Origin of the sequence: Pseudomonas tohonis, assembly GCF_012767755.2 — a bacterium.
GTDB classification, from domain to species: Bacteria; Pseudomonadota; Gammaproteobacteria; order Pseudomonadales; family Pseudomonadaceae; genus Metapseudomonas; species Metapseudomonas tohonis.
This window is the reverse complement of the sequence record NZ_AP023189.1, coordinates 350028-370846: the sequence shown is the minus strand read 5'-3', so window position 1 is coordinate 370846 and position 20819 is coordinate 350028. Positions and strand designations below refer to the sequence as shown.

General features: G+C 67.8%; 25 protein-coding genes. 12 read left to right on the top strand and 13 right to left on the bottom strand.

Features of this window, described 5'->3' with window-relative positions; genetic code table 11:
• Nucleotides 1–6: 6 nt before the first annotated feature.
• From HSX14_RS01730 to HSX14_RS01715, 4 genes are all read right to left on the bottom strand, one after another.
• Nucleotides 7–777, bottom strand: coding sequence for a uroporphyrinogen-III synthase (locus tag HSX14_RS01730; RefSeq protein WP_173176718.1), 771 nt, complete (start codon nucleotides 775–777; stop codon nucleotides 7–9).
• On the bottom strand, nucleotides 774–1712 hold the full coding sequence (gene hemC / locus HSX14_RS01725; RefSeq protein ID WP_173176720.1) for a hydroxymethylbilane synthase: 939 nt from the start codon (nucleotides 1710–1712) through the stop codon (nucleotides 774–776). The genes HSX14_RS01730 and hemC overlap by 4 nt, the downstream gene beginning before the upstream one ends.
• A 96-nt stretch (nucleotides 1713–1808) precedes the next feature.
• On the bottom strand, nucleotides 1809–2555 hold the full coding sequence (locus HSX14_RS01720; RefSeq protein ID WP_173176722.1) for a LytR/AlgR family response regulator transcription factor: 747 nt from the start codon (nucleotides 2553–2555) through the stop codon (nucleotides 1809–1811).
• Nucleotides 2552–3634 carry a sensor histidine kinase gene (locus HSX14_RS01715; protein ID WP_173176724.1) on the bottom strand — a complete coding sequence of 361 codons (1083 nt, stop codon included), beginning with the start codon at nucleotides 3632–3634 and terminating at the stop codon, nucleotides 2552–2554. The genes HSX14_RS01720 and HSX14_RS01715 overlap by 4 nt, the downstream gene beginning before the upstream one ends.
• A 226-nt stretch (nucleotides 3635–3860) precedes the next feature.
• Between HSX14_RS01715 and argH the strand changes: the two genes are divergently transcribed.
• Nucleotides 3861–5255 (top strand): argininosuccinate lyase, encoded by a 1395-nt coding sequence (gene argH / locus HSX14_RS01710; RefSeq protein WP_173176725.1) that lies wholly within the window; start codon nucleotides 3861–3863, stop codon nucleotides 5253–5255.
• Between the two features lie 34 nt (nucleotides 5256–5289).
• Nucleotides 5290–5862 carry an AAA family ATPase gene (locus tag HSX14_RS01705; protein ID WP_173176727.1) on the top strand — a complete coding sequence of 191 codons (573 nt, stop codon included), beginning with the start codon at nucleotides 5290–5292 and terminating at the stop codon, nucleotides 5860–5862.
• A 9-nt stretch (nucleotides 5863–5871) separates the two neighbouring features.
• Here HSX14_RS01705 and HSX14_RS01700 read toward each other — a convergent pair whose 3' ends face one another.
• Nucleotides 5872–6537 (bottom strand): glutathione S-transferase family protein, encoded by a 666-nt coding sequence (locus HSX14_RS01700; RefSeq protein ID WP_173176729.1) that lies wholly within the window; start codon nucleotides 6535–6537, stop codon nucleotides 5872–5874.
• 135 nt (nucleotides 6538–6672) lie between these two features.
• Here HSX14_RS01700 and HSX14_RS01695 point away from each other — a divergent pair, with 135 nt between their 5' ends.
• From HSX14_RS01695 to HSX14_RS01680, 4 genes are all read left to right on the top strand, one after another.
• A complete protein-coding gene (locus tag HSX14_RS01695) occupies nucleotides 6673–6963 on the top strand; it encodes a hypothetical protein (protein WP_173176731.1) in 291 nt (96 codons plus the stop codon).
• 78 nt (nucleotides 6964–7041) lie between these two features.
• The gene (locus tag HSX14_RS01690) at nucleotides 7042–7827 is read left to right on the top strand and encodes a substrate-binding periplasmic protein (protein ID WP_173176733.1); all 786 of its coding nucleotides are present in this window, start codon (nucleotides 7042–7044) and stop codon (nucleotides 7825–7827) included.
• Between the two features lie 72 nt (nucleotides 7828–7899).
• Nucleotides 7900–8151: a TIGR02647 family protein gene (locus HSX14_RS01685; RefSeq protein WP_111261169.1), complete on the top strand. Its 252-nt coding sequence runs from the start codon at nucleotides 7900–7902 to the stop codon at nucleotides 8149–8151.
• 88 nt (nucleotides 8152–8239) lie between these two features.
• Nucleotides 8240–11086 carry a class I adenylate cyclase gene (locus HSX14_RS01680; protein WP_173176735.1) on the top strand — a complete coding sequence of 949 codons (2847 nt, stop codon included), beginning with the start codon at nucleotides 8240–8242 and terminating at the stop codon, nucleotides 11084–11086.
• Between the two features lie 27 nt (nucleotides 11087–11113).
• Here the strand turns inward: HSX14_RS01680 and rnk are convergent, their stop codons facing one another.
• The 4 genes from rnk to HSX14_RS01660 all read right to left on the bottom strand — a co-directional run bounded on the left by rnk (nucleotide 11114) and on the right by HSX14_RS01660 (nucleotide 13230).
• The gene (gene rnk, locus HSX14_RS01675) at nucleotides 11114–11521 is read right to left on the bottom strand and encodes a nucleoside diphosphate kinase regulator (protein WP_111261171.1); all 408 of its coding nucleotides are present in this window, start codon (nucleotides 11519–11521) and stop codon (nucleotides 11114–11116) included.
• Between the two features lie 144 nt (nucleotides 11522–11665).
• A complete protein-coding gene (locus tag HSX14_RS01670; protein WP_173176737.1) occupies nucleotides 11666–11863 on the bottom strand; it encodes a DUF1289 domain-containing protein in 198 nt (65 codons plus the stop codon).
• Complete coding sequence (gene cyaY / locus HSX14_RS01665; RefSeq protein WP_111261173.1) at nucleotides 11844–12176, bottom strand: iron donor protein CyaY; 333 nt, start codon at nucleotides 12174–12176, stop codon at nucleotides 11844–11846. Before cyaY ends, HSX14_RS01670 begins: the two co-directional genes overlap by 20 nt.
• Before the next feature lie 10 nt (nucleotides 12177–12186).
• Nucleotides 12187–13230 (bottom strand): AraC family transcriptional regulator, encoded by a 1044-nt coding sequence (locus HSX14_RS01660; RefSeq protein WP_173176739.1) that lies wholly within the window; start codon nucleotides 13228–13230, stop codon nucleotides 12187–12189.
• Between the two features lie 151 nt (nucleotides 13231–13381).
• On the opposite strand from HSX14_RS01660, the gene lptM reads away from it, so the two are divergent.
• Genes lptM through HSX14_RS01630 form a run of 6 tightly spaced genes read left to right on the top strand, consistent with a single transcriptional unit; the run spans nucleotide 13382 to nucleotide 17954 of the window.
• The gene (lptM, locus tag HSX14_RS01655; RefSeq protein ID WP_173176741.1) at nucleotides 13382–13510 is read left to right on the top strand and encodes an LPS translocon maturation chaperone LptM; all 129 of its coding nucleotides are present in this window, start codon (nucleotides 13382–13384) and stop codon (nucleotides 13508–13510) included.
• A 10-nt stretch (nucleotides 13511–13520) separates the two neighbouring features.
• Nucleotides 13521–14768, top strand: coding sequence for a diaminopimelate decarboxylase (lysA, locus tag HSX14_RS01650; RefSeq protein ID WP_173176743.1), 1248 nt, complete (start codon nucleotides 13521–13523; stop codon nucleotides 14766–14768).
• Nucleotides 14769–14772: 4 nt separating this feature from the next.
• Complete coding sequence (gene dapF / locus HSX14_RS01645; protein ID WP_173176745.1) at nucleotides 14773–15603, top strand: diaminopimelate epimerase; 831 nt, start codon at nucleotides 14773–14775, stop codon at nucleotides 15601–15603.
• Between the two features lie 13 nt (nucleotides 15604–15616).
• Nucleotides 15617–16318, top strand: a complete 702-nt coding sequence (locus HSX14_RS01640) for a DUF484 family protein (protein WP_173176747.1) — start codon at nucleotides 15617–15619, stop codon at nucleotides 16316–16318.
• A gap of 35 nt (nucleotides 16319–16353) precedes the next feature.
• Nucleotides 16354–17253 carry a tyrosine recombinase XerC gene (xerC, locus tag HSX14_RS01635; RefSeq protein WP_173176749.1) on the top strand — a complete coding sequence of 300 codons (900 nt, stop codon included), beginning with the start codon at nucleotides 16354–16356 and terminating at the stop codon, nucleotides 17251–17253.
• On the top strand, nucleotides 17250–17954 hold the full coding sequence (locus HSX14_RS01630; RefSeq protein WP_173176751.1) for an HAD family hydrolase: 705 nt from the start codon (nucleotides 17250–17252) through the stop codon (nucleotides 17952–17954). The genes xerC and HSX14_RS01630 overlap by 4 nt, the downstream gene beginning before the upstream one ends.
• Before the next feature lie 59 nt (nucleotides 17955–18013).
• On the opposite strand, the gene sutA is transcribed toward HSX14_RS01630, so the two are convergent.
• The 4 genes from sutA to glnK all read right to left on the bottom strand — a co-directional run bounded on the left by sutA (nucleotide 18014) and on the right by glnK (nucleotide 20740).
• Nucleotides 18014–18337, bottom strand: coding sequence for a transcriptional regulator SutA (gene sutA / locus HSX14_RS01625; RefSeq protein ID WP_111261181.1), 324 nt, complete (start codon nucleotides 18335–18337; stop codon nucleotides 18014–18016).
• Nucleotides 18338–18413: 76 nt separating this feature from the next.
• Complete coding sequence (locus HSX14_RS01620) at nucleotides 18414–18839, bottom strand: secondary thiamine-phosphate synthase enzyme YjbQ (RefSeq protein WP_111261182.1); 426 nt, start codon at nucleotides 18837–18839, stop codon at nucleotides 18414–18416.
• A gap of 208 nt (nucleotides 18840–19047) precedes the next feature.
• Nucleotides 19048–20367: an ammonium transporter gene (locus HSX14_RS01615; protein WP_111261183.1), complete on the bottom strand. Its 1320-nt coding sequence runs from the start codon at nucleotides 20365–20367 to the stop codon at nucleotides 19048–19050.
• 34 nt (nucleotides 20368–20401) lie between these two features.
• Nucleotides 20402–20740: a P-II family nitrogen regulator gene (gene glnK / locus HSX14_RS01610; RefSeq protein WP_003457590.1), complete on the bottom strand. Its 339-nt coding sequence runs from the start codon at nucleotides 20738–20740 to the stop codon at nucleotides 20402–20404.
• Nucleotides 20741–20819: the final 79 nt, after the last annotated feature.

The following is a 20819-nucleotide window of genomic DNA, read 5'->3' as shown; positions in this document are numbered from 1 at the left end:
TTTGCATCAGGGGGCCGGGGCCGGTTGATTCTCCAGCGCCGCCAGCAAGGCCGAGGCGCTGGCGCCCCGGCAGTCCACAACGACTTGCGCGCCCGCATCGCGCGCCAGTTCGGCCACGCGCGGGCTCGGTACGAACAAGGGTAGACGGGCCAGGGTGGGCCAATCATCCCCGGCCAGTGCGTTCAGGTGCTCGAAACCCTGCCCACTGCTGACCACCAGGCCGTTCAGGCGTTCCGCTCGAATCAGCCGCTGCAGGCTGCGCGGCGGGTAGTCGGGCAGGCGGCGGCGGTAGAGTTCCAGATAGTCCACCGTCACGCCTTGGCCGCGCAAACGCTCGGCGAGAAATTCTCGGCCACCCTCGCCACGCATGATCAGCACGCGTGCGTGCGGGGCGGCCAGCGCCTCGGTGAATGCCGGCAGCGCCAGCAGGGCTTCGCTGTCGTCGCCGCTTTCCGGCCAGTGGGCATCGAGGCCGGCAGCCGTGAGCACCTCGCCGGTGGCGGCGCCGACGCTGAACCAGCGGACCTGGCCGGGAGGTTGCGGCCAGTGGCGCGCGAGGCGCTCGAGGCCGAGACGGGCGGCGGGCTTGCTGACCACGATCACCGCGCGATAGCGGTCGAGGCCCAGGAGGGTGGCGCGGTGTTCGGGGGCGTCATCCAGCGGCTGGATCTCCAGCAGTGGCAGGCTGGCGCTGTGCACGCCGTGCGAGGCGAGGATCTCGCCCAGCACGGCGCTGTCGTCGGCGGGGCGCGTCAGCAGCAGGCGCCAGCCGGTCACGGGTGGCCGGCCTCACCATAGACGGCCTGGAGGATGGCCTCTGCGCCCTGGCCCAGCAGGTCTTCGGCGACACGCACGCCAAGGCTCTCGGCGTCGCTGGCCAGCGCGCGGGATTCAGCGCGCAGCAGGGTGCCGCCGTCGGGCTGGCCGACCAGGCCGCGCAGCCACAGCTGGTCGTCCTCGAGGATCGCGTAGCAGGCGATGGGCACCTGGCAGCCGCCATTGAGGCGCTTGTTCAGGGCGCGCTCGGCGGTGACGCGCAGGGCGGTGTCGCGGTGGTGCAGGGGCGCCAGCAGGGCGTGGATCTCGGTGTCGGCAGTGCGGCATTCGATACCCACAGCGCCCTGGCCGCCGGCGGGCAGGCTGTCGTCGACGCTGATGGAGGAACGGATGCGCTCCTGGAAGCCGAGGCGGATCAGGCCGGCGGCGGCGAGGATGATGGCGTCGTATTCGCCGGCGTCGAGCTTGGCCAGGCGGGTGTTCACGTTGCCACGCAGGAACTGGATCTTCAGGTCCGGGCGACGCGCCAGCAGCTGGGCCTGGCGGCGCAGGCTGGAGGTGCCGACCACGGCACCGGCGGGCAGCGCGTCGAGGCTTTCGAAGGTGTTGGAGACGAAGGCATCGCGCGGGTCTTCACGTTCGCAGATGCAGAACAGGCCGAGGCCGTCGGGGAAGTCCATGGGCACGTCCTTCATGGAGTGCACGGCGATATCGGCCTCGTTCTCCAGCAGGGCGGTTTCCAGCTCCTTCACGAACAGGCCCTTGCCGCCGATCTTCGCCAGGGGGGCGTCGAGCAGCTTGTCGCCGCGGCTGACCATGGGCACCAGGCTGACCTTGAGCCCGGGATGGGCCTTCTCCAGGCTGGCTTTGACGAACTCGGCCTGCCACAGGGCCAGGGCACTCTTGCGGGTGGCGATGCGAATCTCGCGGGACATGGATGATGACTTCCGGAAGCAGGACTGCCCGGAATGATAACAGGCAAGACAGCCGCAGGCGCGCGGGCGACCACCCGGCGTCTGCGGCCATGCGTCCTAGAGGTTGTGCATCAGCTTGCGCACTCCGGCGACGTGGCGCCGGCTGACCGTCAGCGCATCGCCGTTGAGGCCCTTGAGGAACAGCTGGAAGTGCCCGAGCGGGGTGCGTTGCAGGCGCTCGATGCGCTCGCGGGCGACCAGGGCGTTGCGGTGGATGCGCACGAAGCGATCGCCGAACTCGTCCTCCAGCGCCTTCAGCGGTTCGTCCAGCAGGACCTCGCCGTGCTCGTGACGCAGGGTCACGTACTTGTGGTCAGCGATGAAGTAGATGACCTGGTCCAGGGGGATCAGCTCGATGCCCTTGCGGGTCCTGGCGCTGATGTGCGAACGCGGCCCGGTCCCGCTCTCCGCGGCGGGGCGGGTGAGCGCCGCCAGCTGCACCCGGTTCGGGCGCTCGGCCTTCTTCAGGGCCTCGGCCAGTGACTCCGGCCGCACCGGCTTGACCAGGTATCCCACGGCGCTCACCTGGAAGGCATCCAGGGCGAACTCGTCATGGGCGGTGCAGAAGATCACCGCGGGCGGCGCTTCCTTCTCACAGAGCCGCGCGGCCACCTGCAGGCCATCGAGCCCTGGCATGCGGATGTCGAGCAACACGACATCCGGTTTCAGGCTGTCGATCAGGGTCAGAGCCTCTTCGCCATTGGTGGCGGCGGGCTCCAGAACTCGGTATCCGTCGAGGTCGCCGACCAGGCGGCTGAGACGCTCTCGGGCAAGGGGTTCGTCATCGACGATCAGGACATTCATATTGCTCGGGCTTCCTGCGTGAGTCTCGCACAAGGATAGCGTAGACAGGTGAAGTGGCGACCGTCACGGCGCTCCACGCTGAGACTGGCTCTGGAGCCGAAAAGTGCCGTAAGTCGGGCATCAATATTCGTCAGTGCCTGGTGGGTTCCGCGTGAAGGCTGGGGTTCCGCACCCGTGTCGAACGGGTTGCTCACGCAGAGCAGGAACACACCATCCCTGTACTCGGCTTCCACCCGCACCAGTCCCCCTTCTATACGCGGTTGAATGCCATAGATGAGGGCATTCTCCAGCAGGGGTTGCAGGGTCAGTTGTGGAATCGGCAAATCATCGGGCACTTCGTCTACCTGCCAATCCAACTGTAGCCGTTCTCCGAGACGATATTGCTCGATCGACAAATATCGTTTCGCCAGTTCCAGCTCCTCGGCCCAGCTGACCAGGGTGCCGGGCTTGGCCAGGCTGGCGCGGAACAGGTCGGAAAGATCGAGCACCGCCTGCTCGGCCTTGTACGGATCGATGGCCACCAGGCTGGCGATGCTGTTCAGGCTGTTGAACAGGAAGTGCGGGCGGATGCGCGCCTGCAGCGATTCGATGCGCGCGCGCAGCTCGGCCTGCTGCTGCCGGCGCCACTGGCTCTGCAGGTAGAAGTAGCGCAGCAGCAGCGCCGACATGATCAGGCTGATCAGCCCATGGCGCAGGTAGAGGTTGACCTCGCCGGCGCGCGGCAGCGGCCCGCCCAGGTCGTAGTAGTCGGCCACGGCGGTGCAGGTGAGGGTGAGGCCGACCACGATCAGGCAGCAGATGATCCCCGCCAGCGCCGCACTGATGCGCGCCAGCAACGGACGCAGCCGACACAGCAGGGCGGCGGAAAGCAGCACGATCCACTGCACGAAGAGCGAGGTCAGCGCCAGGCGCACCCAGTCGAAGTTGGGCAGCATGGGCTCGGCCAGCACCAGTACCATCACCAGCAGCTCGGCGAGCAGCACGAGGCCGAGCAGCGCCTCCGGCAGGCACAGCTCGGGCAGGAAGAAATCGTCGATGGACGCGGCGGGGCGCGCCTTGTTGCGGCTGTCGTCAGGCATCCGGGCAGTTTCCGTAAGCGCCCGCCGGGCGGCAAGCCAGAGCGCTCCGGCCGGGCGAAATAAAGCACCGAAATGCTGCTGGAGATGAAAAACTGTGAAGCAGGCTACAAACGCCGACCGGCAGGTCGCTCGGACGGGACGCGCCGGTTTCACCAGCAACGCTGTTATTATCGCCGGTAATTTTTCGGCCATCGGCCTTCCTTCACCTCCAGCACCGAGCCCACTCATGAGCACCGACAAGACCAACCAGTCCTGGGGTGGCCGCTTCAGCGAGCCCGTCGACGCCTTCGTCGCCCGCTTCACCGCCTCCGTCGACTTCGACAAGCGCTTGTATCGCCACGACATCATGGGCTCCATCGCCCACGCCACCATGCTGGCCGAAGCCGGCGTGCTGACCGCGGACGAGCGCGACGCCATCGAGAAGGGCCTGAAGGAAATCCAGACCGAGATCGAGGCCGGCACCTTCGAATGGCGCGTCGACCTGGAAGACGTGCACATGAACATCGAAGCGCGCCTGACCGACCGCATCGGCATCACCGGCAAGAAGCTGCACACCGGCCGCTCGCGCAACGACCAGGTGGCCACCGACATCCGCCTCTGGCTGCGTGACGAGATCGACATCATCCTCGGCGAGATCACCCGCCTGCAGCAGGGCCTGCTGGAACAGGCCGAGCGTGAAGCGGACACCATCATGCCCGGCTTCACCCACCTGCAGACCGCGCAGCCGGTGACCTTCGGCCACCACCTGCTGGCCTGGTTCGAAATGCTCAGCCGTGACCACGAGCGCCTGGTCGACTGCCGCAAGCGCGTCAACCGCATGCCGCTGGGCAGCGCCGCCCTGGCCGGCACCACCTACCCGATCCAGCGCGAAGTCACCTGCCGCCTGCTGGGCTTCGACGCCGTCGGCGGCAACTCGCTGGACGGCGTGTCCGACCGCGACTTCGCCATCGAATTCTGCGCCGCCGCCTCCCTGGCGATGATGCACCTGTCGCGCTTCTCCGAAGAACTGGTGCTCTGGACCAGCGCCCAGTTCCAGTTCATCGACCTGCCCGACCGCTTCTGCACCGGCTCCTCGATCATGCCGCAGAAGAAGAACCCCGACGTGCCCGAACTGGTAAGGGGCAAGTCCGGCCGCGTGTTCGGCGCCCTGACCGGCCTGCTGACCCTGATGAAGGGCCAGCCGCTGGCCTACAACAAGGACAACCAGGAGGACAAGGAGCCGCTGTTCGACGCCGCCGACACCCTGCGTGACTCCCTGCGCGCCTTCGCCGACATGATCCCGGCGATCAAGCCGCGCCACGCGGTGATGCGCGAGGCGGCCCGCCGCGGCTTCTCCACCGCCACCGATCTCGCCGACTACCTGGTGCGCAAGGGCCTGCCCTTCCGCGACTGCCACGAGATCGTCGGCCACGCGGTGAAGTACGGCGTCGACTCCGGCAAGGACCTGGCGGAGATGAGCCTCGACGAACTGCGCCGGTTCAGCGACCAGATCGACGACGACGTCTTCGCCGTGCTGACCCTGGAAGGCTCGGTCAATGCCCGCGACCACATCGGCGGCACGGCACCGAACCAGGTTCGCGCCGCCGTCGCTCGTGGCAAGGCGCTGCTCGCCGCACGCTGATCACGAGGTCGCCCCGCGACCGGCAGGGATGACCATGCAGGACCACACCCCCGACACCTGGCCGACGCCGGTCGGCCAGCGCATTTCCATCGTCGGCTGCTCGGGCTCGGGCAAGACGCACCTGGCGCGCCGCCTGGCCGCGCGCCTGGGCTGCCCGCATATCGAGCTCGACGCGATCTTCCACCAGCCCGGGTGGCAGCCCCTGCCCCGCGCCGAATTCCGCGCGCGGGTCGAGGCCGCCCTGCAGGCGCCACGCTGGGTCGTCGAAGGCGCCTACTCGGCGGTACGCCCGCTGACACTTTCCCGCGCCGATACGGTGGTCTGGCTCGACCTCCCGCGCCCGGTCGTGATGCGCCAGGTCATCACCCGCACCCTGGGCCGCCTGTTGCTGCGCAAGACGCTCTGGAACGGCAACCGCGAACGCCTGCGCAACCTGCTGAGCCTGGACCCGGGGCGCTCGATCATCCTCTGGGCCTGGACCCGCCACGCGATCTACCGCGAGCGCTTCGCCGCCGAGCAGCGGGACCCGGCCAACGCCGGGATCCGCTTCATCAGGCTGGAGTCGCGAGCGGAACTCGACGCCTGGCTGGACAGCCTGCCCCGCTGAAACCGAACCTCAGCCCCGTGCGCGGGCCTTGACCGCCTCGAGGAAGCCGGGCATCTCCCGCGCCTTGTCGGCGGCGATGCGCTGCACATGGGCTTCGGCGCCGAGCTTGGCCAGCAGCGCGCGGGCGTCGGGCAAGTCCGCCAGCAGGTCGGTGGCGAACAGCTTCTGCGCCACCTCGCAGGCGAGGTCGATGCTGTAGAGGAAATACAGGTCGGCGAAGCTCATGGAGTCGCCCGCCACATAGGGCGCGAAGCGGCCGTGACGCGCCAGCGCGGCGACCCCGGCCAGCAGCTCGGCCTTGCCCTTCTCGCGGATCGCCTCCGGCAGCGGCATGCCGAAGAAGGCCTGTGGATAACAGCTGCGCGCCGGCAGCTCGATGTACAGCTCGATCTCACGAACCAGCGCACGGACCACGCCACGCTGGTAGGGATCGGCCGGCAGCAGCGGACGCTGGGGGAAGCGTTCTTCCAGGTATTCGAGGATGGCGCCGGTCTCGTTGATGAAGCCCTGCTCGGTCTCCAGCACCGGCACCTTGCCGCGCGGGCTGATGGCGAGGAACGCCGGCTCCTGGCTGCCATGGACCAGCACCTCCTCGAAGGGAATGCCTTTGGTCAGCAGCGCCAGCTTGACCATGTTGTAGTAGTTGCTGACGGAAAAACCGTGGAGCTTGAGCATGGGGGCCTCCTGGCCGTGCGGGGTGGGCGTCCGTCCTTATAGACCCGCCCCCCGGGCCGCGCCAGCAGGATCAGGGCAGTGAATGGAGGGGCACGCCGTGGCACACTGCGTGCCTGCACAACGAGGAGAAGCGCCATGAGCGAGCACGACGACAGCGAAGAAGCCTTCGCCGAGGAAACCCTGATCCAGGCCATCGAGAACCAGTTGGAAGCCGACAACCCGCCGGCAGCCAAGGCCACCCTGAACAAGCTGACCCTGGTGGGCTACGAGCGCGAGGAGAGCGTCCAGCTCATGGCCCTGGTGCTGGCTCGGGCGATCGGTCGCCTGGAGCAGGACCAGCCCTTCGACCTGGCCTGGTACGAAGCCGCCCTCAGGGCGCTGCCCGAGCTGCCGGACGACAGCGAAGAAGACGACGAGGAAACTTGATCCACGCCGGGATCACCCATCGCAACAGGCCCTAGCATCGCGCCATCCCACCCGAGCGTCGTCGAGGTCCAGGCCCCCATGAGTTCGAGCCCGCTGCGCGTCACCCGCCTCGTCCGCCGGGCGCTCTCCGGCCTGCTGCTCCTGCTGGCCGCAGGCGTCCATGCCGAGCCGCTGCAGATCGGCGCCGAGGACGACTGGTACCCCTTCACTGCGTTCCGCGATGGCGCGGTGCGCGGCATGTCGGCGGAGATCGTGCTGGCCGCCTTCGCCGCCGTCGACACCCCGGTGGAGCTCGTGCCCTATCCCTACTCCCGCTGCATGCAGCTCGCCCTCCAGGGCAAGCTGGCGGGCTGTTTCAACACCGCGCCGGACGCACGTATCGCCGAGGCCTACCAGTTGCCGCGGCACCCGTTGTTCCGCGACGACATCCTGCTCTGGTCGCGTGTCGACCGGGCCACCCCGGTGGTGGACCTGCAAGGCCTGGAGGGCGCGCGGGTGGCCGTGACCATCGGCTACGAGTACGGCGCCCGCTTCGATGCCCTGCGCACCCTGGAGCGGGTGCCGGTGCGCAAGGACCTCAACGGCTTTCTGATGCTGCAGCACGGCCGCGTCGACTACGTGGTGGCCTACCGCGCCACCACCGCCGAGCTGCTGCGCGAGCACCCCGAGCTCGCCGGCAGCTTCCAGGCCGTGGGCACGGTGCACCAGCCGGAGCTGTACCTGTCGTTCTCGCGCAGCGCAGCACGGGCCGGCTGGCTGCTGCAGCGTTTCGACCAGGGCATGCAGCGCATCCAGGAAGACGGTCGATACCAGGCGATCCTTGACCGCTGGCAATACGGCGAGGCGATCTACCCGGCAGACTGAGCCCGGCCTACTACACTGATCCGTCACACCCGCCCGCACGAAGGCGGGCCCACCAGAAGCCCAGGAGTCACCATGTCGTATACCCCCGAGCTGATCGCCGAACTGGAACTGCTGACCCTGTTCAACCTGGACAACACCCAGGAGGGACTCAAGGTGCACAACAACGCCTCGTCCAAGGTCATAGGCGCGGTCACCCGTCTCCACCAGAAGAAACTCATCACCCAGCCCGATGGCGGCTACCTCACCAGCCTCGGGCTGGACGCCGCCGAACACGCCCAGAGCCTGCTCACCATCCTCACCACCGAGCCCGTCCATTCAAGCTGAAACGCGTCCGCGCCGATAACCCGGGCACAACCCTGCCCGGCCGCTTCGCCGGCTGGTAGGCTGTGCCCATCCACCCGGCAGAAGCTCCATGACGCGCACCCAGGAAATCCGCCCCGACATCGATGACGGCATCGACCGCAAGGTCCTCGCGCAGCTGCGCGCGCGCTTCCTCAAGGTCAACGCTGGGCGCCTGGAGCGCGCCATGCAGGGCCTTTCCACGCGCCAGCAGCTGGTGCTGCGCCTGTTGCCGCTGCTGTTCCACGTCAACCATCCGCTGCTGCCCGGCTACGTGTCCGGGCAGACGCCTGCGGGCCTGTCCAACTACGAGCCCGACGACGAAGTGCTGGCCGAAGTCCAGCGCCTGACTCGCTCCTTCGCCTACAAGGCACGCCGGGGCAACCCGCCGATGCCGATCCACGGCCTGTTCCTGATGGGCAGCCTGGGCACGGTGGCGCAGGCCGAGCAGAGCGACATGGACCTCTGGGTCTGCCACGCACCGGACCTCTCCGCCGCCGAGGTGGCCGAACTGCGCCGCAAGTGCGAGCAACTGGAAACCTGGGCCGCGACCCAGGGCACCGAGGCGCACTTCTTCCTCATCGACCCCCAGCGCTTCGTGGTCGGCGACCGCGAAACCCAGCTCACTTCCGACGACTGCGGCACCACCCAGCACTACCTGCTGCTGGACGAGTTCTACCGCACCGCCATCTGGCTCGCCGGGCGTACGCCGCTCTGGTGGCTGGTGCCGGTCTACGAGGAAGGGCGCTACGCCGAGTACACCGAGAAACTGCTGTCACGTCGCTTCATCCGTGCCGAGGAGGTGCTGGACCTGGGCCACCTGGCGCACATCCCGGTGGGCGAGTTCATCGGTGCCGGCATGTGGCAGCTGTTCAAGGGCATCGAGTCGCCCTACAAGTCGGTGCTCAAGCTGCTGCTCACCGAGGTCTACGCCAGCGAGCACCCGCGGGTGCACTGCCTGTCGCTGCGCTTCAAGCACGCCGTCTACGCCAACCACCTCGACCTCGACGAGCTCGACCCCTACATAGTCGTGTACCGCCGCCTGGAGGAATACCTGACGGCGCGCGGCGACCGCGAGCGCCTGGAGCTGATCCGCCGCTGCCTCTACCTCAAGGTCAACAAGAAGCTCAGCCGCCCACCGCGCAACCGCCGCAAGAGCTGGCAACGCCTGCTGTTCGAGCGCCTGACCCGCGAGTGGCAGTGGGATGCGCGGCAGCTGGCCATGCTCGACAGCCGCAGCCAGTGGAAAGTGCGCCAGGTCGGCGCCGAGCGCCGCGCGCTGGTCAACGAGCTGACCTACAGCTATCGCTTCCTTTCCGAGTTCGGCCGCAGCCAGCACGCCATCAGCTCGCTCAACAGCCGCGATCTCGGCGTGCTCGGCCGGCGCCTCTATGCCGCCTTCGAACGCAAGGCCGGCAAGGTGGAATTCATCAACCCCGGCATCGCCCCGGACCTGGCCGAGGACACCCTGACCCTGGTGCAGTGCCCCAGCCCGGAGGCCCAGGGCGAGACCCAGTGGGCGCTCTTCCCGGGCAGCCTGAATGCCCAGGAGTGGCGCGACTTCGCGCCGATCAAGCGCGCCCGCGAGCTGATCGAGCTGCTCGCCTGGTGTCACCGCAACGGTGTGATCGACCCCAGCACGCGCCTGTCCCTGAACCCCGGCACCAGCGACCTGTCCGAGTTCGAGCTGTCCAACCTGATCGCCAGCCTGCAGCAGTGCATTCCGCTGCCGCTGCCGCCGGTGGGCGAGGCCGCGCTGCTGCGTGCCAGCGCGCCCAGCGAGGTGCTGCTGCTGATCAACGTCGGCGTCGACCCGCTCAAGCAGCACAGCCAGATGAACGTGCACATGACCACCGAGCGCACCGACTCCCTGGGTTACTCCGGCGTGCGCGACAACCTGGTGCTGACCATCGACCAGGTCACCCTGAACAGCTGGAACGAGCTGCTGGTGACCCGCTACGACGGCCCCTTCGCCCCGCTGGACTGCCTGCGCGACTTCCTCAACGCGACGCCTGCGGACATGCAGCCGAACCTGCGCGTGCGCTGCTTCTGCCGCAACCGCGCCCAGGCCATCGCCCAACGCGTGGAAGAGCTGTTCCGTGACGCCCTGGCGCACCTGGGCAGCCCCGACACCACCCGCTACCTGCTGCAGGTCCGCCAGCAGTACCACGTGCTGGAGCTGCTGCCCGGGCAGGTCAGCCACACCGCCCTGGATGACCTACCGGCGCTGCTGGAACACCTGGGCGAGGACCTGCCGACCTACAGCCCGCTGTTCCTCGACCGCTACGCCCTGGAAGGCGAGGACCTGGCGCTGATCCTGCCGCTGGGCCGGCCGAACTGCATCCAGGTGTTCTTCCGCCAGGACGGCGACAGTGCCGAACTGACCCTGCTCGACGAGCACAACGCCCTGTGGCGCCAGCGCCAGCCGTTCCGCGACCAGCAGAGCCTGCTCACACCGCTGCAACGCTTCCTGCAATCGGTGCTCTACCGACGCAACGCCCTGCTGCCCCTGGACAGCCCGACGCCACCGAGCGACCTGGAGATCCTCTATTACGAAGTGCTGCCCTCACCCCCGCAGCGCGCGCAGCAGGTCGAGCGCCGCGCCGCGCCGCAGGCACCGGTCAGCCATCCGTTCTACGACGTGCAGGCGATCGTCGAGCCGCTGGACGCGGATCGCGTCCACGTCACGCTCTATTGCAACCATCGGGAATTCTCGGAACTGGAATACGGCGGCGAGCTGTTCGCCTCCGTGGCCCGGCACATCCTCTCGCAGCGCAGCGAGGCCGAGCGTTACCCCTGCTACATCACCGACTTGGACCTGTCGCGGGTCCTCGGCGAGGGCCATGCGCAGACGGTTCATTACCTGCGCTACAAGGCCGAGCTCGAAAAGCAGCTCAACCAGGCCCTGAACAAGGCCTGACCGCCGGGGAGGCGGCCAGGTCGTCGATCAGCGATCGTATTCGCCAGCCGCCTCGGGCTGGTACTCGACCGCCAGCAATTGCAGCTTGAGGGTCTTGCCACCCGGCGCCGGCCAGTCGATGTGCTGGCCCACGGACAGGCCGAGCAGCGCGCTGCCGATGGGCGCGAGGATGGAGACGGTGCCTTCGCCACCGGCGTCCTGCGGGTAGACCAGGGTCAGGTGGTAGTCCTTGCCGCTTCCCTCTTCACGACAGTGCACGCGGGTATTCATGGTCACTACGCCCGGCGGTACCTCCTCGTGGCCCACCACCTGGGCGCGAGCGAGCTCCCGCTCCAGCGCCTCGGCGCCGGGGCCGAAGTCCTCCAGTTCATCGAGCAGACGCTCCAGTCGCTGCAGGTCGAGGCGGGTGATGATGATCGAGGGTTGAGTGCTCATGGCAAATCCGAAACTCCTGAATCCTTGGCTCAAAAAAGCGAAACCCCGCCCGAAGGCGGGGTTTCAGATCTGTGAGCCGATGCGTTCGAGCACCGGCCCGACCGACACTACGTCAGTGCGGGCGCTGTTGGCAAGACCGGGCGGTCAGCGGGCGCGCTGGCGCACGCGCCGAGCAGCCTGCTCGCGGATCTGCCGGCGACGTTCATCGCCTGCTTCGTTCCACTCCAGGATCTCACCCAGGGTGCGTCCGCATCCGACGCAAACGTCGGTGTCGTCCAGGCAGCACCTGCGGATGCAGGGCGAGGCCCGGGGGTCGGGCTCCTCAGAGCTCTTCGAACTCAAGTTCTTCACCGGACTGCTCGCGGGTCACGCGGCCCAGCAGTTCGCCCAGGGGCTCCTCGCTGGTGTCGCAGATCCACAGGCCGGCGGCCTCGTCGTAGTCGAAGTGGAAACCGCCGGAACGCGCCGCCACCCACAGCTGGCGCAGCGATTCCTGGCGGCTGAGGATGACCTGGGTGCCGTTCTCGAAACGGATGGTCAGGACGCCTGCGCTGTTCTCCAGGTCGACGTCCAGGTCGCTGCTGTCGAAGATGTCTTCGATGGCTTCCTGAGCGGCATCGATCAGATCGTGGAAACGCGCTTCGCTCAAACTCATTGGGGGCTCCTCAGGGAAAGGGTGACAAATGGCGCCGGTACTCGCCGGGGCTCTGCCCGGTCCAGCGACGGAAGGCTCGGGCCAGCGAACCGGGCTCGCTGAAACCGACGAAGAAGGCGATATCGGCGAGTTCCAGCGCCGGATCGCGCAGATAATGCAGCACCAGCTGCTGGCGCGTCTCGTCCACCAGCTGGCTGAACGACAGGCCGGCCTCGCGCAGGCGACGCTGCAGTGTACGCGGACTCAGCGCCAATGCCTCGGCCAGGCGCTCCAGGTCGGGGCCCTGCTCCGACAGCTGGCCGGCGAGGATGACCCGGGCCCGGTCGAGCACGCTGTTGCCCCGGTTGATCTCGCCCAGCAGGCGATCGGCGTAGGCATCGAGCATCTGCCGCACCTGGGCATCGGCCTGGCCGAGGGGAGTGGCCAGCAGGCGACGGGGGAAGACCAGTGCGTTGTCAGCCTGGCCGAACAGCACCGGGCAGCGGAAGATCCGCTGGTACTCGGTGAGATCGGCCGGCGCGGCATGCTGGAAACGCACCTCGGTCGGCGGGATGTCCAGGCCGCTGATCCAGCGCCCGAAGGTCACCCAGCCGGCGAGGGACTCCTCCGCCACCTGCTCGCGCTGCTGCGGCAGCAAGGGCTCCCAGCTATGCACCACCAGCGGCTCATGGCCCGGGCGCTCCGGCTCGTCGGCCAGGTCGACCCGCCCCAGGTTGCCCACCAGCGCCGCATAGCGCGCCTGGCGGTGCAGGGCATCGGCCAGGGTCGCGCAGCTCATCAGCAGGTAACCAAGCACACCGTAGTAGCCGGGCCGCACCGCTTCGCCCAGGTGCAGGCCGAGCCGCGTGTCGCCGGTCAGGCGGATGCCCTGGGCGAGCAGCTCGAGGTAGGCGCTGGCGGCGATGCGCTGGTCGCGCTGGCCGAGGATGGCCGGGGTCAGCTGGACGTGCGCCAGCAGCTCGGCAGGCTCGATGCCCTGGCGCGCCAGGTGATCGACCAGGCCTTGCAGGTAGGCCACCGAAACCGAGCTGGCCAGCGGGGTGGATAGGTCCATTCGGCCTCCGTTTTTGGGCGCCAATCCTAGGCCCGCGAAGGGCCGATTGGCTAGCCGCAAGCCACGTCCGGCGGGTTTTCCGGCGCATAGGCAAGGCGCCGGGCGGTCGGTATACTCCCGGGCAATTCACGCTTTCTTCAAGGATTTCGCCATGAAGCGACTGCTCACCCCTTTCGTCGCGCTCGTCGCCGTTGCCTGCCTGCTCGCCGGTTGCGGCCAGAAGGGCCCGCTGTATCTGCCGGACGAATCCAAGCCGTCTTCCGCCGAACATTCGCACTGAGGGGGCGCTGATGGACGCCTTCACTTACCGCGACGGTGAGCTGTTCGCGGAGGGCGTGGCGTTGTCCGCCATCGCCTCGCGCTTCGGCACGCCCACCTACGTCTACTCCCGCGCCCACATCGAGGCGCAGTACCGCTCCTATGCCGATGCCCTGTCGGGCGTCCCGCACCTGGTCTGCTATGCGGTCAAGGCCAACTCCAACCTCGGCGTGCTGAACCTCCTGGCGCGCCTGGGCTCGGGCTTCGACATCGTCTCCAGCGGCGAACTGGAACGCGTGCTCGCCGCCGGTGGCCGCGCCGACCGCATCGTCTTCTCCGGCGTCGGCAAGAGCCGTGACGACATGCGCCGCGCCCTGGAAGTGGGCGTGCACTGCTTCAACGTCGAGTCCACCGAGGAACTCGAGCGCCTGCAGGTCGTCGCTGCCGAGATGGACATGCAGGCCCCGGTCTCCCTGCGGGTGAACCCCGATGTGGACGCCGGCACCCACCCCTACATCTCCACCGGCCTGAAAGAGAACAAGTTCGGCATCGCCATCGAGCAGGCCGAGGCCGTTTACCTGCGCGCCGCCTCGCTGCCGAACCTGGACGTGATCGGTGTCGACTGCCACATCGGCTCCCAGCTGACCTCGCTGCCGCCCTTCCTCGATGCCCTCGACCGCCTGCTGGCGCTGATCGACCGCCTCGCCACCCAGGGCGTGCACATCCGCCACCTGGACCTCGGCGGCGGCCTGGGCGTGCGCTACAAGGACGAGCAGCCGCCGGTCGCCGGCGACTACATCAAGGCCGTGCGCGAGCGCATCGCCGGGCGCGAGCTGACCCTGGTCTTCGAACCGGGCCGCTACATCGTCGCCAACGGCGGCGTGCTGCTGACCCAGGTGGAATACCTCAAGCACACCGAGCACAAGGACTTCGCGATCATCGACGCGGCCATGAACGACCTGATCCGCCCGGCCCTGTACCAGGCCTGGATGGACGTGGTCCCGGTCGAGCCTCGCGATGGCGAGAAGCGCCGCTACGACCTGGTCGGCCCCATCTGCGAGACCGGCGACTTCCTCGCCAAGGACCGCGAACTGGCGCTGGCCGAAGGCGACCTGCTGGCCGTGCGCTCCGCCGGTGCCTATGGCTTCGTCATGAGCTCCAACTACAACACCCGCGGCCGCGCCGCCGAGGTGCTGGTGGACGGCGAGCGGGCATACGAGGTCCGCCGTCGCGAGACCGTCGAGGAACTCTACGCCGGCGAAAGCCTGCTACCGGAGTGAACCCATGCTGCTGCGTTTCACCAAGATGCACGGCCTGGGCAATGACTTCATGGTCCTCGACCTGGTCAGCCAGCACGCGCACATCCAGCCCAAGCACGCCAAGCAATGGGGCGATCGCCACACCGGCATCGGTTTCGACCAGCTGCTGATCGTCGAGGCGCCGACCAACCCGGACGTCGACTTCCGCTACCGCATCTTCAACGCCGATGGCTCGGAGGTCGAACAGTGCGGCAACGGCGCCCGCTGCTTCGCCCGCTTCGTGCTGGACAAGCGCCTGACGGTGAAGAAGCAGATCCGCGTCGAGACCAAGAGCGGGATCATCGAGCTGGACGTGCGCGCCGATGGCCAGGTCCGCGTCGACATGGGCCCGCCCCGCCTGGCGCCCCAGCAGATCCCCTTCGTCGCCGACGCCGAGGCGCTGAGCTACGCCGTCGAGGTCGACGGTCGCCAGGTCGAGCTGGCCGCCCTGTCCATGGGCAATCCCCATGCGGTGCTGCGGGTCGACGACATCGGCAGCGCCCCGGTCCACGAGCTGGGCCCGAAGATCGAGCACCACCCGCGCTTCCCGCAGCGGGTCAACGTCGGCTTCCTCCAGGTCATCGACCGCCACCAGGCGCGCCTGCGCGTGTGGGAGCGTGGTGCGGGGGAAACCCAGGCCTGTGGCACCGGCGCCTGCGCCGCCGCGGTCGCCGCCATCCGCCAGGGCTGGATGGACTCGCCCGTGCAACTGGAGCTGCCGGGTGGCAAGCTGTCCATCGAATGGGCCGGCCCGGACCAGTCCGTGATGATGACCGGACCCGCCGTACGCGTGTACGAAGGGCAGGTCCGCCTATGAGCGAGCAGCGAGCATGAGTGACAAGCACCAGGAACCGCCTCAGCACCTCGAGGCCGAGACGGTCGCCGCCTACCTGCGGCACCACCCGGAGTTCTTCGTCGACCACGAGGAGCTGATCCCCGAACTGCGCATCCCGCACCAGCCGGGCGAGGCCGTCTCCCTGGTGGAGCGCCAGGTCAAGCTGCTGCGCGAGCGCAACATCGAGATGCGCCATCGGCTCTCGCAGCTGATGGACGTCGCCCGGGACAACGACCGGCTGTTCGACAAGACCCGCCGCCTGGTGCTCGACCTGCTCGACGCCGGCACCCTGGAAGAGGTGGTCAGCGCGGTGGAAGACAGCCTGCGCCACGAGTTCCAGGTGCCCTTCGTCAGCCTCATCCTGTTCAGCGACAGCACCCTGCCGGTAGGCCGCAGCGTCACCAGCGTGGAAGCGCAACAGGCCGTCGGCGGCCTGCTGGTCGCCGGCAAGACCATCTGCGGCGTGCTGCGTGCCCATGAGCTGGAATTCCTCTTCGGCAAGGAAGAGGGCGCCAGGGTCGGCTCCGCCGCCGTGGTCTCCCTCAACCACCAGGGCCAGCACGGCATCCTGGCCATCGGCAGCCATGATCCGCAGCACTACAAGAGCTCGCTGGGCACCCTGTTCCTCGGCTACATCGCCGAGGTCCTGGCCCGTGTGCTGCCCCTCTTCGCCTCCCCGCTGCGTTCGGTGAGGTAGGCGGCGGGCGACGGCACAGCGGCAGGAGTAGACGGATGAACGCCGATCTGGACCGCTATATTGAGCACCTGCGCAGCGAGCGCCAGGTTTCCCCCCATACCCTCGACGGCTACCGTCGCGACCTGGGCAAGGTCGTCGCCCTTTGCGAGGCCTTCGCCGTCGCCGACTGGTCCGCGCTCGACCCGCGCACCCTGCGCAGCATGGTCGCCCGGCTGCACCAGCAGGGGCAGTCGAGCCGCAGCCTGGCACGCCTGCTCTCCGCGGTACGGGGGCTCTACCGCTACCTGGTACGCGAAGGCGTCTGCCGCCACGACCCGGCCAGCGGGCTCAGCGCGCCCAAGGGCGAGCGCCGCCTGCCCAAGACCCTCGACGCCGATCGCGCCCAGCAGCTGCTGGACGGCGCGGTCGAAGACGACTTCATCGCCCGCCGCGACCAGGCGATCCTCGAACTGTTCTATTCCTCCGGCCTGCGCCTGTCCGAGCTGGTGGGCCTGAACCTCGACGGCCTCGACCTGGCCGACGGCAGCGTGCGCGTGCACGGCAAGGGCAACAAGGTGCGCGAGCTGCCGGTCGGACGCATGGCCCGGCAGGCGCTGGAACAATGGTTGCCACTGCGCGCCCTGGCCAACCCGCAGGACGGCGCCGTGTTCATCGGCCGCACCGGGCGCCGCCTGGGGCCGCGCGCCATCCAGTTGCGCGTGCGCGCCGCCGGGGTGCGCGAGCTGGGCCAGCACCTGCATCCGCACATGCTGCGCCACTCCTTCGCCAGCCACATGCTGGAGTCGTCCCAGGACCTGCGCGCCGTGCAGGAACTGCTCGGCCATGCGGACATCTCCACCACGCAGATCTACACCCACCTGGACTTCCAGCACCTCGCGGCGGTCTATGACAAGGCCCATCCCCGGGCCAAGCGGAACAAGGCGAGCGACGAATGAGCATCCAGCTGATCACCTTCGACCTCGACGACACCCTCTGGGACGTCGCCACCGTGATGCACGGCGCCGAGGCGGCGCTGCGCGAGTGGCTGGCGCTGCAGGCACCGAAGCTGGGCCCGGTGCCCATCGAGCACCTGTGGGCGATCCGCGCGCGGCTGCTGGCGGACGAGCCCGGGCTCAAGCACCGTCTCAGCGAGCTGCGCCGGCGCATCCTCTTCCATGCACTGGAAGAGGCCGGTTATCCCCGTGACGAGGCGGGCACCCTGGCCAGCCGCGGCTTCGAGGTCTTCCTCGAGGCACGCCACCGCATCGACCTGTTCCCCGAGGTGCACCCGACCCTGGAGATTCTCGCCAACCGCTATCGCCTGGCGGTGATCACCAACGGCAACGCCGATGTGCGCCGCCTGGGACTGGCCGACTACTTCCAGTTCGCCCTGTGCGCCGAGGAGCTGGGCGTCGGCAAGCCCGACCCGCACCCCTTCGAGGAAGCCCTGAAACGCGCCGGGGTCGCGGCCGAGCGGGCGGTCCACATCGGCGACCACCCCAGCGACGACATCCACGGCGCACGCAACGCCGGGATGCGCGCCATCTGGTTCAACCCGCAGGGCAAGCCCTGGGAGGGCGAGACCGATCCTGACGCGGAAATTCGCAGCCTGGCGGAACTGCCGGCCCTGCTGGGCCGCTGGAACACCCCGGGCTGAGTACCCGGCGCCCATGAAAAAGCCCGCTGAACGCGGGCTTCTTCATGGGGCGACGAACCTCAGATGGGACGGCTGCCGTACTTGCTGTCGGGCTTCTTCGGCGGGTCGGCGACCACGTTGGGCTCGACCTCCTGCACCTTGCCGCCACGCGCCAGGAATTCCTCCATGGCCCGTGCGAGCGCATCGCGCTCCTTCTGCTTGGCTTCGATGCTCGGCAGTTCCTCGACCTCTACCGCCGCCTTCTTGCTCTTGCCGGCAGGCGCGGGGGATTCACTGTCGCTTTCGCTGTCGCCGTCGTCGCTGTCTTCGGCTGCGGCGAGCTCCTCGCCCTCATCCTCGTCGGATGCCTCGAGCTCGTCTTGTTCCAGATCTTCGTCGCTCATGTTCTACCTCTTGTCTTGCCAAAGCAGGTTAGTTATAGCCCAGCCGCGCCAGCGCGCTAACGCCACTGGAAAAAAATCAGATCGCCTCGCCATTGAGCGTGGCGACTACCCGACGTGCACCGCCATGATCGCGATGTTCCCCCAGGTAGATGCCCTGCCAGGTCCCCAGCGCGAGCCGCCCTTCCTGTATCGGCAGCGTCAGCTGGCAGCCCAGCAGGCTCGACTTGAAATGCGCCGGCAGGTCATCCGGGCCTTCGTAGTCATGTTCGTAGCCACCTTCCCCCTGGGGCACGAGGCGATTGAAGAATCGCTCGAAATCGCGCCTCACGGAGGGGTCGGCATTCTCATTGACGGTCAGTGATGCCGATGTGTGCTGCAGCCACAGGTGCAACAGACCGACACGACAGCGTCGCAGTTCCGGCAAGTTCGCAAGCAGTTCATCGGTCACCAGATGAAAGCCCCGCGGTCGCGCGCCAAGGGTGATCAGTGTCTGCTGCCACATGCGCGTCTCCCGCTGCGAAGTCGTCCGGCGCGCATTCTAGCGCGGCTCCAGAAAAAGCAAAGGGCGCCTTGCGGGCGCCCTTCGTGGCTCGTGTTGCAATCTCTGCCGACGCCGCGTGGCGACGGCAACCTCGAGCGAGCCAGGGCCCCAGGTCCGGCGGCACCGGGCCGCCGTGGAACGGCCCGGCACTTGGGCCGGGCCCCGCCGCTTACAGGTTGTAGCCGCGCTCGTTGTGCTGCGCCAGGTCGAGGCCTACGGTCTCTTCCTCTTCGCTTACACGCAGGCCGATCACCAGGTCCAGGACCTTGAGGATCACGAAGGTCACGACAGCGGTGTAGATCACGGTGAAGGCGACGCCCTTGAACTGGATGAACACCTGGCTGGCGATGTCTTCGACGGTGCCGAAGCCACCCAGGGCCGGGGCCGCGAACACACCGGTCAGCAGCGCGCCGATGATGCCGCCGATGCCGTGCACGCCGAAGGCGTCCAGGGAGTCGTCGTAGCCCAGCTTGCGCTTGAGGCTGGTGGCGCTGAAGAAGCACAGGACGCCAGCGGCCAGGCCGATGATCAGGGCACCCATCGGGCCGACGGTACCGGCAGCCGGGGTGATGGCGACCAGGCCTGCGACCACGCCGGAAGCGATGCCCAGGGCGCTCGGCTTACCGTGGGTCAGCCACTCGGCGAACATCCAGCCCAGGGCGGCGGCGGCGGTGGCGATCTGGGTCACCAGCATGGCCATGCCGGCGGTGCCGTTGGCGGCGACCGCGGAGCCGGCGTTGAAGCCGAACCAGCCGATCCACAGCATGGCGGCGCCGACCAGGGTGTAGCCCAGGTTGTGCGGGGCCATCGGGGTGGTCGGGTAGCCCTTGCGCTTGCCCAGAACCAGGCAGGCCACCAGACCGGCGACACCGGCGTTGATGTGCACCACGGTGCCGCCCGCGAAGTCCAGTACGCCCCAGTCCCACATCAGGCCACCGTTGCCGCTCCACACCATGTGGGCGATCGGCGCGTAGACCAGGGTGAACCAGATGGCCATGAAGATCAGCATCGCGGAGAACTTCATGCGCTCGGCGAAGGCACCGACGATCAGGGCCGGGGTGATGATGGCGAAGGTCATCTGGAAGGTGATGAACACGCTTTCAGGGAAGGCGGAGGTCAGGCTGTCGACGGTCAGGCCGGACAGGAAGGCCTTGCCGAAGCCACCGACGAAGGAGTTGAAGTTGACGACGCCCTGTTCCATCCCGGTGGTGTCGAAGGCCAGGCTGTAGCCGTAGATGACCCAGAGGATGCTGATCAGGCCGGTGATGGCGAAGCACTGCATCATCACCGAGAGGATGTTCTTGGAACGCACCATGCCGCCGTAGAACAGCGCCAGGCCGGGGATGGTCATGAACAGCACCAGCGCGGTCGCGGTCAGCATCCACGCGGTATCACCACTGTTCAGCACAACCTCGTCGGCGGCCATGGCCAGGCCGGGGGTGACGAGGGACAAAAGGGCTCCTAGCCCTGCGGCTTTACGCAGAGTCATGTTGTTTTCTCCTGGGGCGTTGGGGTTCGGAGGCTTAGATCGCGTCTGTGCCGGTTTCGCCGGTACGGATACGGATGGCCTGTTCCAGATTGACGACGAAGATCTTGCCGTCACCGATCTTGCCGGTGTTGGCTGCCTTGGTGATGGCCTCGATCACGCGATCCAGCTGATCGTCGGCGATGGCGACATCGATCTTCACCTTGGGCAGGAAATCGACCACGTATTCCGCGCCACGGTACAGTTCGGTGTGACCCTTCTGGCGACCGAAGCCCTTGACCTCGGTAACGGTGATGCCCTGCACGCCGATCTCGGACAGCGACTCGCGCACGTCATCGAGTTTGAACGGCTTGATGATGGCAGTGACTAGCTTCATGAAACTCTCTCCCGTATTGGTGGACTTGCCCCAGGAAAAACGACCCCGGCTCAAGTCTAAGCGCAGTGTCTGGCTTTGT